9 protein-coding genes are annotated in these 9,259 nt (G+C 65.0%); 3 read left to right on the top strand and 6 right to left on the bottom strand.

Annotated elements, in window-relative coordinates:
• Positions 1 to 210: 210 nt before the first annotated feature.
• Positions 211 to 489: a 30S ribosomal protein S20 gene (rpsT, locus tag QCE58_RS12750; RefSeq protein ID WP_008342733.1), complete on the bottom strand. Its 279-nt coding sequence runs from the start codon at positions 487 to 489 to the stop codon at positions 211 to 213.
• A gap of 369 nt (positions 490 to 858) precedes the next feature.
• Here rpsT and murJ point away from each other — a divergent pair, with 369 nt between their 5' ends.
• Entirely contained in the window at positions 859 to 2,409 is a 1,551-nt protein-coding gene (gene murJ, locus QCE58_RS12745) for a murein biosynthesis integral membrane protein MurJ (RefSeq protein WP_008342730.1), read from the top strand.
• The gene (locus QCE58_RS12740; protein ID WP_008342728.1) at positions 2,409 to 3,251 is read left to right on the top strand and encodes a SirB1 family protein; all 843 of its coding nucleotides are present in this window, start codon (positions 2,409 to 2,411) and stop codon (positions 3,249 to 3,251) included. Before murJ ends, QCE58_RS12740 begins: the two co-directional genes overlap by 1 nt.
• 27 nt (positions 3,252 to 3,278) lie before the next feature.
• Here the strand turns inward: QCE58_RS12740 and QCE58_RS12735 are convergent, their stop codons facing one another.
• From QCE58_RS12735 to lpxK, 5 genes are all read right to left on the bottom strand, one after another.
• Positions 3,279 to 4,037 carry a 3-hydroxyacyl-CoA dehydrogenase gene (locus QCE58_RS12735; RefSeq protein ID WP_239295099.1) on the bottom strand — a complete coding sequence of 253 codons (759 nt, stop codon included), beginning with the start codon at positions 4,035 to 4,037 and terminating at the stop codon, positions 3,279 to 3,281.
• A gap of 199 nt (positions 4,038 to 4,236) precedes the next feature.
• Positions 4,237 to 4,902 carry an adenylate kinase gene (gene adk / locus QCE58_RS12730; RefSeq protein WP_008342724.1) on the bottom strand — a complete coding sequence of 222 codons (666 nt, stop codon included), beginning with the start codon at positions 4,900 to 4,902 and terminating at the stop codon, positions 4,237 to 4,239.
• 296 nt (positions 4,903 to 5,198) lie between these two features.
• Positions 5,199 to 5,990 (bottom strand): 3-deoxy-manno-octulosonate cytidylyltransferase, encoded by a 792-nt coding sequence (gene kdsB, locus QCE58_RS12725; RefSeq protein ID WP_250435114.1) that lies wholly within the window; start codon positions 5,988 to 5,990, stop codon positions 5,199 to 5,201.
• A gap of 10 nt (positions 5,991 to 6,000) precedes the next feature.
• Positions 6,001 to 6,207: a Trm112 family protein gene (locus QCE58_RS12720; protein ID WP_008342720.1), complete on the bottom strand. Its 207-nt coding sequence runs from the start codon at positions 6,205 to 6,207 to the stop codon at positions 6,001 to 6,003.
• Positions 6,188 to 7,204 carry a tetraacyldisaccharide 4'-kinase gene (lpxK, locus tag QCE58_RS12715; RefSeq protein ID WP_250435112.1) on the bottom strand — a complete coding sequence of 339 codons (1,017 nt, stop codon included), beginning with the start codon at positions 7,202 to 7,204 and terminating at the stop codon, positions 6,188 to 6,190. The genes QCE58_RS12720 and lpxK overlap by 20 nt, the downstream gene beginning before the upstream one ends.
• A 494-nt stretch (positions 7,205 to 7,698) precedes the next feature.
• Between lpxK and xseA the strand changes: the two genes are divergently transcribed.
• On the top strand, positions 7,699 to 9,066 hold the full coding sequence (gene xseA, locus QCE58_RS12710; protein WP_241814294.1) for an exodeoxyribonuclease VII large subunit: 1,368 nt from the start codon (positions 7,699 to 7,701) through the stop codon (positions 9,064 to 9,066).
• Positions 9,067 to 9,259 lie beyond the last annotated feature (193 nt).

The raw sequence follows: 9,259 nt of genomic DNA, 5'->3' as shown, positions 1-9,259 counted from the left end.
AAACGACCCGGACGCACATGCGACCGGGTCGTCAAATCCCGCCCTAAACGGTACACCGTTCGCTATCTAAGAAAAGACCTTAACTGAACGGCATTACCGCCGAAGCGGGCTTTTTCGTTACTGCGCAGCGGAAACAGGAAGCTGCTTCGGCGAACGCCCCGAACGCGAAACTCGCGAAACCGGAATGCGCCCGCCGGAAGCGAGCCGGAATTACTGGGCAGCGGGGGCTTGCAGGCCCTTGATGGCTGCAGCCAGGCGGCTCTTGTGACGAGCTGCCTTGTTCTTGTGGACGATCTTCTTGTCCGCGATGATGTCGAGCGTCTTGACCGACGTCTTGAACACTTCGGCGGCCTTGGCCTGATCGCCGGCTTCGATAGCCTTGCGAACTGCCTTGATGGCCGTGCGGAACTTCGAGCGCAGCGCCGAGTTGTGCGAGTTGGCTTTGGCGGCCTGACGGGCGCGCTTGCGAGCTTGTGCGGAATTTGCCATGACGGTTTCCCTTTTCCTGTTTCGCTGTTACTTGTCCGGAGCGCGCGGGGCCGGCGAAGGCCATGAAAGCCCTGACGCGGGCGATCGAGCGCGCTGCCTTTGATCTGAAATCCCGGGAACGATTGCCCGAGAACCTCTAAAACATCGCCGGCCGGGGCCGGAAAAGACGCGAAGCCGCAAAATCGGAGCGATTTTTGGAGCTTCGAAACCCGCGATTATAGCAAGGGAATATGAGACATGACAAGCGCGGCGTGGATCGCGCCGGCACGGGGCGGCTGCCTTGTCATCGGTCAAACGTGCGGCATTGGCCGCCAGCATTGCCCCGAGTCTCGTGGGCGCGCCGCTCGCGGCCCGTATAATAAGCGCCCCATGAATCTATTCCGAGCCCTGCTGACGGTCAGCGGCTTCACGCTGCTGTCGCGCGTGACCGGCCTGATCCGCGAAACGCTGATCGCCCGAGCCTTCGGCGCCAGTATCTATACCGACGCGTTCTACGTCGCGTTCCGAATCCCCAACCTGCTGCGGCGTCTCTCCGCGGAAGGCGCGTTCGCGCAGGCGTTCGTGCCGATCCTCGCCGAGTTCAAGAACAGCAAGGGCCACGATCCGACCAAGGCGCTCGTCGACGCGATGTCGACGGTCCTCACCTGGTTCCTCGTCGTGCTGTCGCTTTTCGGCATGCTGGGCGCGAGCTGGGTCGTGTACGCGGTCGCGTCGGGGTTGTCGCACGAGGGCGCGGCGTACGGCCTCGCCGTCTCGATGACGCGCATCATGTTCCCGTACATCGTCCTCATTTCGATGACGACGCTCGCCTCGGGCGTGCTCAACACGTACAAGCAGTTTTCGCTGCCCGCGTTCGCGCCCGTGCTGCTGAACGTGTCGTTCATTGCCGCGGCGGTGTTCGTCGCGCCGCATCTGAAGATTCCGGTTTATGCGCTCGCGTATGCGGTGATCGTCGGCGGCGTGCTGCAATTGCTCGTGCAACTGCCCGGCCTGAAGAAGATCGACATGACGCCGCGCATCGGGCTGAACTTCCGCGCCGCGCTCGCGCATCCCGGCGTCAAGCGCGTGCTGCTGAAAATGGTCCCGGCGATGTTCGCAGTGTCGGTCGGGCAACTGAGCCTCATCATCAACACGAATATCGCGTCGAACATCGGGGCGGGCGCGGTGTCGTGGATCAACTACGCCGACCGGCTGATGGAATTCCCGACCGCGCTGCTCGGCGCGGCGCTCGGCACGATCCTGCTGCCGAGCCTCTCGAAAGCGCACGTCGACGCCAATCACGACGAATACTCCGCGCTGCTCGACTGGGGCCTGCGCATCACGTTCCTGCTGGCCGCGCCGAGCGCGATCGCGCTGTTTTTCTTCGCCGAGCCGCTCACCGCGACGCTCTTTCACTACGGCAAGTTCGACAATCATTCGGTCGTGATGGTCGGCCGCGCGCTGTCGGCATACGGGATCGGGCTGATCGGCCTCATCCTCATCAAGATTCTCGCGCCGGGCTTCTACGCGAAGCAGGACATCAAGACGCCGGTGAAGATCGCGATCTTCGTGCTCGTCATGACTCAGGTGAGCAACTACATCTTCGTGCCGATTTTTTCTCACGCGGGCCTGACGCTCTCGATCGGCCTCGGCGCGCTCGCCAACGCGCTGCTGCTGTTCGCGGGGCTGCGCCGCCGCAAGATCTATGAGCCTTCGGCGGGCTGGCTGCGCTTTTTCGTGCAACTGATCGGCGCGTGCCTGATTCTTGCGGGGACGATGCATTGGGTGGCGATCAATTTCGACTGGATCGGCATGCGCGCGACGCCGGTCCTGCGCATCGCGCTTCTCGGTGCAAGTCTCGTCGTGTTTGCCGCGTTATATTTCGGTATTCTTGCCGCAATGGGCTTCAAGTACGCCTATTTCAAGAGACGCACGCTTTGATGACGACAACGCGTATCCTCGACTACTTCTCCTCGCTGATGGCGGACGACGACAGCCTTCCGCTCACGGAAGCCGCCTTGTCGCTCGCGCAGGACGCGTATCCCGATCTCGACATGCAGGCCGCGCTCGCGGAGATCGACGAACTCGTCGTGCGCGCCCGTCGCCGCATGCCCGATGACGCCGACGCGAAGCAGAAAGTCGATGCGCTGAATCGCTACTTTTTCCGCGAGCTGGGCTTCTCCAGCAATCTCAACGATTACTACGATCCGGATAACAGCCATCTGAATGTGGTGCTGCGTCGCCGGCGCGGCATTCCGATCTCGCTTGCCGTCATCTATCTGGAAATGGCCGAGCAACTCGGCCTGCCGGTGCGCGGCGTATCGTTTCCGGGGCATTTCCTTTTGCGCGTCGCGACGCCCGGCCACGATCTGATGCTCGATCCGACGACCGGCCAGACGCTCTCCGAAGCGCAGATGGTCGAGATGCTGGAGCCGTATGTGCAGCGCGTGGGCGAGTCGATCGGCAGCGCGTTGCGCGTGCTGTTGCAACCCGCGACGCGGCGCGAAATCGTCGCGCGCATGCTGCGCAATCTGAAGGGTATCTATCTGCAAACGGAGCGGTGGCAGCGTCTGCTCGCCGTTCAGCAGCGGCTGGTGATCGCGTTGCCGAACAGCATCGAGGAAGTGCGCGATCGCGGTTTCGCGTATGCGCGGCTCGATTATCTGCGACCGGCGCTGGAAGATTTGCAGCGATACATCGAGATTCGTCCGGATGCCGAGGACGCGACCGTCGTCGAAACCGAGCTGCACGAGTTGCGGCAGCGCACGCAGCAAGGCGACTGAACCACGCCGCGCGCGCCGTGCAGAGCGTTACTTAGGCTGCATGCGGATCGCGCCGTCGAGGCGGATCACTTCGCCGTTGAGCATCGGGTTATCGAAAATCGACTTGACGAGCAGAGCGTACTCGTCGGGCTTGCCGAGGCGCGGCGGGAACGGCACCATCGCGCCGAGCGCGTCCTGCACGTCCTTCGGCATGCCGAGCAGCATCGGCGTTTCGAAGAGGCCCGGCGCGATCGTCATCACACGGATGCCGCTCTTGCTCAGATCGCGCGCGATCGGCAGCGTCATGCCCGCGACGCCGCTCTTCGATGCCGCATAGGCCGCCTGGCCGATCTGTCCGTCATAAGCCGCCACCGACGCCGTGTTCACGATCACGCCACGTTCGCCCGCCGCGTTCGCTTCGTTCTTCGACATCGCGTGCGCCGCGAGCCGGATCATGTTGAACGTGCCGATGAGATTCACCGACACCACCTTCGAGAAGAGATCGAGCGCGTGCGGACCGTCGCGGCCGACCGTCTTCGCCGCCGGCGCGATGCCCGCGCAGTTCACGAGGCCGCGCAATGTGCCGAGACTCAACGCGGCATCGACGGCGCGTTGGCCATCGCTTTCCTGGCTCACGTCGCATTTGACGAACGCGCCCGACAGCTCTTTCGCGAGCGCTTCGCCTGCCGCGTCGTTCATGTCGGCGAGCACGACCTTGCCGCCTTGCGCCGCGATGAGCCGCGCGGTCGCCGCGCCGAGGCCCGACGCACCGCCCGTGATCAGAAAGGTGTTGCCTTGCATCTCCATGTCTCTTCTCCTTTTGTGCGATTCGTGCGCGCGAGAGCAGGGTTGAGCCGCTCGCGCCGATGTCATTCCTTTTGGGAAACGCGTCGATTGTAGCGAAGCCGCATGCTGCAAATTCGCACGACGGTCATGCGATTTTCACGGACACAAAAAACCCGCTCACAGGGAGCGGGTTTCTGTCGAACGCGAATCAGGCAGCGCGTTACTTGAGCGCGTCGAACACGCGCGTGCGGATTTCATCGACGGCGCCGAGGCCCGAAATCTTGCGATATTCCGGCGCCTTCAGGCCGTTCGGCGCTGCGCCGCTCTTCGCCCAGTCGTTGTAATACGCGATCAGCGGCTTGGTCTGCGCGACGTACACGTCGAGACGCTTCTTCACGGTCTCTTCCTTGTCGTCGTCGCGCTGGATCAACGGCTCGCCGGTGACGTCGTCGGTCATGTCGACCTTCGGCGGATTGAACTTGACGTGATACGTGCGGCCCGATGCCGCATGCACGCGACGACCGCTCATGCGCGTGATGATTTCGTCGAAGGGCACATCGATTTCGAGCACGTAGTCGATCGCCACGCCGGCGTCTTTCATGGCTTCGGCTTGCGGCAGCGTGCGGGGGAAGCCGTCGAAGAGATAGCCGTTCTTGCAGTCGTCGGCCTGCAGGCGTTCCTTCACGAGATTGATGATGAGCGAATCCGGCACCAGTTCGCCCGCATCCATGAAGCGCTTCGCCTCGACGCCGAGCGGCGAGCCTGCCTTGACGGCCGCGCGCAGCATGTCGCCGGTCGAAATCTGCGGAATGCCGAATTTCTCCTTGATGAAGTTTGCCTGGGTGCCCTTGCCCGCACCGGGTGCGCCCAACAGGATCAAACGCATGGTGATCTCTCCGAATCGTCTATAAACCGCTTCAAGCCGCGAGGCTGATTTGACATCCGGTGGCCAGGCTCGTGCGGCGTCGACGACAGGGCGCGCAGCCGAAAAGGAGACGGCGGGCACCTGCGGACAGCGGCGCAACGTTGAGCGTGGCGCTGACCGGAAGGCTCGCGCAATCGCTTGATTATGCCACGCCGCTTTACGATTGCGACCGTAATAACGCGGATAGAAAACGCCAGAAACCCCGCCGAATGGGCCATCCGGCGGGGTTTACACGGGTTGTCGAACAGAGATAGAGATCAGTCCGCTTCCGGGAAGAGCGCCTGAACGCGCGCGAGATCGGCGGGCGTGTCGACGCCGGGCGGCGGTGCGTCTTGCGTCACGCGCACCGCGATGCGCTCGCCGTGCCACAGCGCGCGCAGTTGTTCGAGCGCTTCGGCTTCTTCGATCGGCGCTTGCGCGAGGTTCGGGAAGTCGCGCAGGAATTTCGCGCGATAGGCGTAGAGGCCGATATGCCGCAGCACGTTCTTCGGCACGGACGGCAGTGCCCCAAGCGCGGCGACGTCCGGCCAGTGCGGTTGCCAGAGATCGCGCGTCCACGGAATCGGCGCGCGCGAGAAGTAGAGCGCGCGGCTCTGCGCATCGAGCACGGCCTTCACGACGTTCGGATTGAACACGTCGGCGGGATCGTGAATCGGATGCGCGGCCGTCGCGATCGCGCATTCGGGATGCGCCGCGAGGTGATCGGCGACATCGCGCACGAGCTGCGGATCGATGAGCGGCTCGTCGCCCTGAACGTTGACGACGATGGCTTCGTCGGCCCAGTTCAGACGCGTCGCGACCTCGGCGAGCCGATCCGTGCCTGTGGGATGATCCGAGCGCGTCAACATGACTTCGACGCCGTGATCGCGCGCGGCCTCGACCACGCGGTCGGAGTCGGTCGCGACGAGCACTTGCGAAGCGCCCGATTCGCGCGCGCGCTCGGCGACGCGCACGACCATCGGCTTGCCGCCGATATCGGCGAGCGGCTTGTTCGGCAGCCGCGTGGAAGCGAGGCGCGCGGGAATGACCGCGATGAACGGAACGGACATTTCCGCGTGCTCAGGCGTCGCCGACGGGTTTGAGCGGCTCGACGGGCGTGCCCTCGACGGTCTGACGCGCTTCGTCGACGAGCATCACGGGAATGCCGTCGCGGATCGGATAGGCGAGTTTGTCCGCGCTGCAGACGAGTTCCTGCGCGGCGCGATCGTAACTGAGCGGGCCTTTGCAAATCGGGCAAACGAGGATTTCAAGCAGACGTGCGTCCACGGAGTTTCTCCACAACAAGAGCGATGAGGCGCGGCCGCAGCACGGCTTGCACCGGAACGACCCAGATGCGTGCATCGCGCCAGGCGCCCAATTTTACTGCATCCTTTTCGGTGATCAGGATGGCATCGGCGTCGACGCCGGCGAACGGATTCTCGCGATATGCGTAGTGATCGGGAAACGCGCGCGTCGCCGGCGCGATGCCCGCCGCGCGCAGCGTCGCGAAGAAGCGTTCCGGCGAGCCGATGCCCGCCGCCGCGACCACTTTCTCGCCGGCGAACTGATTGAGCGGGCGGCGCTGATGCGGATCGTCGAGCAGCCACGCGTCGCCGGATTCGAGTTCGAGCGCGAAGGTGTTCGGCCACGGCGGCAGCGTGCGCTCGTAGGGACTGTTGATGAGCGTCGCGTCGCGGCGGCGCGACATCGGCTCGCGCAACGGACCCGCGGGCAGCAGAAAGCCGTTGCCGCCGAGACGGTCGTCGAACACGACGAGCTCGAACGCGCGCGCGAGGCGATAGTGCTGCAGGCCGTCGTCGGAAACGAGGACATCGACGTTCGGATGCGCTTCGAGCAGCGCCTTTGCCGCCGCGACGCGGTCCGGGCAGACGAACACCGGCGCGTGCGTGCGCCGCGCGATCAACAGCGGTTCGTCGCCGACCTGCTCGGCGGCGGAGCTTGCCGTGACGCTCGTCGGCTTGGCGATCTTCGCGCCGTAACCGCGCGAGATCACGCCGGGCTGGAATCCGGCGGCGCGCAACGCCTCGACGAGCGCGATGACGGTCGGCGTCTTGCCCGTTCCGCCGACGGTCACGTTGCCCACGACGACCACCGGCGCGCCCACTTCGACGCGCTTCATCCAGCCGAGGTCGTAGAAGGCGCGCCGCGTGGCAGCGATCGCGCCGAAGATGCACGCGAAAGGCGTCAGCGCCCACGCGACGGGGCCGCGCCGGCGCCATTCGCGGGCGAGGAAGTTTTCGAGCGGCGGTTTGAAATCAGACATGGACCGCCTTCGCGATGAACGCTGGCGGGCGGCAAGTCGGGTACGGCATGGCGTGCAACGGCAGCTCCTTGGATGACGGTCGGCGTTGGACGATGCCCGGCTTCTCGCGGCCCGGGACGAGCAGGTTTCGGCCGCGCCAGCCGGTGCTGGAACCCGGCACTCTAGCGCGCGCGGGGCGTGGGCGCCAGTCAGGAGCGCGGGAGAAAGGGCGACGCCATCCGCTCCGCACGCCTGTGGATAACTCTGTGAAGAACTTCCAGCCGACACACCGCGATCGCGCGTCAGGAAAGAGTTGCTCCGGGGCTGACAGTATCCATAAAAATTTAACCTCGAAGAATCAACGGCTTGAAACGAACTCACCAGCCTCTGGCGATGCCGCTCCGCACGCGGCGGTAAGTCTTTCTGTGTGGACACTTGTTACACTTGCGTACCTCGTTCAGCGGCGTTTGTCCATCGCGCACAGCGCCGCGCCTGAAGATTTTTCTCGTCCAGCCATGACTCCCGATTCACTGCAGTCGCAAAGCGGCGATGCCGTCATCCCCGTTTCCGCGCTCAATCGCGCGATCAGTTCGATGCTCGAACGGTCATTTCCGCTCGTGTGGGTATCGGGCGAGGTGTCGAATTTCACGCGCGCGGCGAGCGGCCATTGGTACTTCTCGATCAAGGACGCGAACGCGCAAATGCGCTGCGTGATGTTCCGCGGCCGCGCGCAATACGCCGAATTCACGCCGCGCGAGGGCGACAAGATCGAAGTGCGCGCGCTTGTCACGATGTACGAGCCGCGCGGCGAACTGCAGCTCAACGTGGAAGCGGTGCGGCGCACGGGGCAGGGCCGGCTCTACGAGGCGTTTCTGCGGCTGAAGGCGCAGCTCGAAAGCGAAGGGCTCTTCGCGGCCGAGCGAAAGCGCGCGTTGCCTTCGCATCCGCGCGGCATCGGCATCGTGACGTCGTTGCAGGCGGCCGCATTGCGCGATGTCCTTACGACGCTCGCGCGCCGCGCGCCGCATGTGCCGATCGTCGTGTATCCGGCGCCGGTGCAGGGCGCGGGCGTCGGCGCGAGGCTGGCGGCGATGGTCGAAGCCGCGAACGCGCGCCGCGAGGTCGATGTGCTGATCGTGTGCCGCGGCGGCGGCTCGATCGAGGATCTCTGGGCGTTCAACGAGGAAGTGCTCGCACGCGCGATCGCGGCGAGCGCGGTGCCGGTGGTGAGCGGCGTCGGGCATGAGACGGATTTCACCATCGCCGATTTCGCCGCCGACGTGCGCGCGCCGACGCCGACCGCCGCCGCCGAGCTCGTCAGTCCGCAGCGCGTGCTGCTGTTGCGCGAGCTCGATCATCGACATGCGGCGCTCGCGCGCGGCTTCGGCCGGATGATGGAGCGCCGCGCGCAGCAACTCGACTGGCTCGCGCGCCGGCTCGTGAGCCCCGCGGAACGGCTGGCGCGGCAGCGCGCGCATCTGCGGCAACTGGCAAGCCGGCTCGCCGCGGCGGGCGCGCGCCCCGTGCGCGATGCGCGCGCGCACTTCGCGCTGGTGCACTACCGCTGGCAGCGCAGACGTCCGAATGTCGCCGCCGAGCGCGAGCATCTGCTGCGGCTCGCGCAGCGTATCGGCAGCGCGCATGAGCGGCGCGCCGACCGTGAGAAAGCGTGCGTTTCGGAACTGGCGGCGCGCTTGCAGGTGCTGAGCCCGCAGCGCACACTCGAACGCGGTTATGCCGCATTGATCGACGCGCAGACGGGCCGCGCCGTGCGTGCACCGAACGCATTGAAACCCAAGCGGCCGCTCACGGTGCATCTCGCGGAAGGATCGGCGGATGTGCTGCTCGCCGATGTCCAGGCGCGTCTGTCCGACGAATTCTGAGCCCGGCGCGGCGCGCGGAATCGGCGTACATTTGACGTGCCTGACGAGGCTCCTCAGAGCACTTTTTACGCCGCGTGAGGCGATTGGAAAGCAATCTTGCTCATAAAGAGCACACGGTTTGCTGGGTTATCCCAACTCGCCTACAATCCAGTGCTCCACTGCTGGACGCCACACAATCCCACAATCCACATAG

Origin of the sequence: Caballeronia sp. LZ028, from assembly GCF_031451415.1 — a bacterium.
In the GTDB taxonomy this organism is placed as follows: domain Bacteria; phylum Pseudomonadota; class Gammaproteobacteria; order Burkholderiales; family Burkholderiaceae; genus Caballeronia; species Caballeronia zhejiangensis.
This window is presented reverse-complemented; position numbering and strand designations above follow the sequence as displayed.

Excerpts from the sequence above, each read along its gene's own strand:
- adk (WP_008342724.1), bottom strand. The coding sequence starts at position 4,902 with ATGCGTTTGATCCTGTTGGGCGCACCCGGTGCGGGCAAGGGCACCCAG.
- rpsT (WP_008342733.1), bottom strand. The coding sequence starts at position 489 with ATGGCAAATTCCGCACAAGCTCGCAAGCGCGCCCGTCAGGCCGCCAAA.
- murJ (WP_008342730.1), top strand. The coding sequence starts at position 859 with ATGAATCTATTCCGAGCCCTGCTGACGGTCAGCGGCTTCACGCTGCTG.
- lpxK (WP_250435112.1), bottom strand. The coding sequence starts at position 7,204 with ATGTCTGATTTCAAACCGCCGCTCGAAAACTTCCTCGCCCGCGAATGG.
- xseA (WP_241814294.1), top strand. The coding sequence starts at position 7,699 with ATGACTCCCGATTCACTGCAGTCGCAAAGCGGCGATGCCGTCATCCCC.
- QCE58_RS12740 (WP_008342728.1), top strand. The coding sequence starts at position 2,409 with ATGACGACAACGCGTATCCTCGACTACTTCTCCTCGCTGATGGCGGAC.
- QCE58_RS12735 (WP_239295099.1), bottom strand. The coding sequence starts at position 4,037 with ATGGAGATGCAAGGCAACACCTTTCTGATCACGGGCGGTGCGTCGGGC.
- kdsB (WP_250435114.1), bottom strand. The coding sequence starts at position 5,990 with ATGTCCGTTCCGTTCATCGCGGTCATTCCCGCGCGCCTCGCTTCCACG.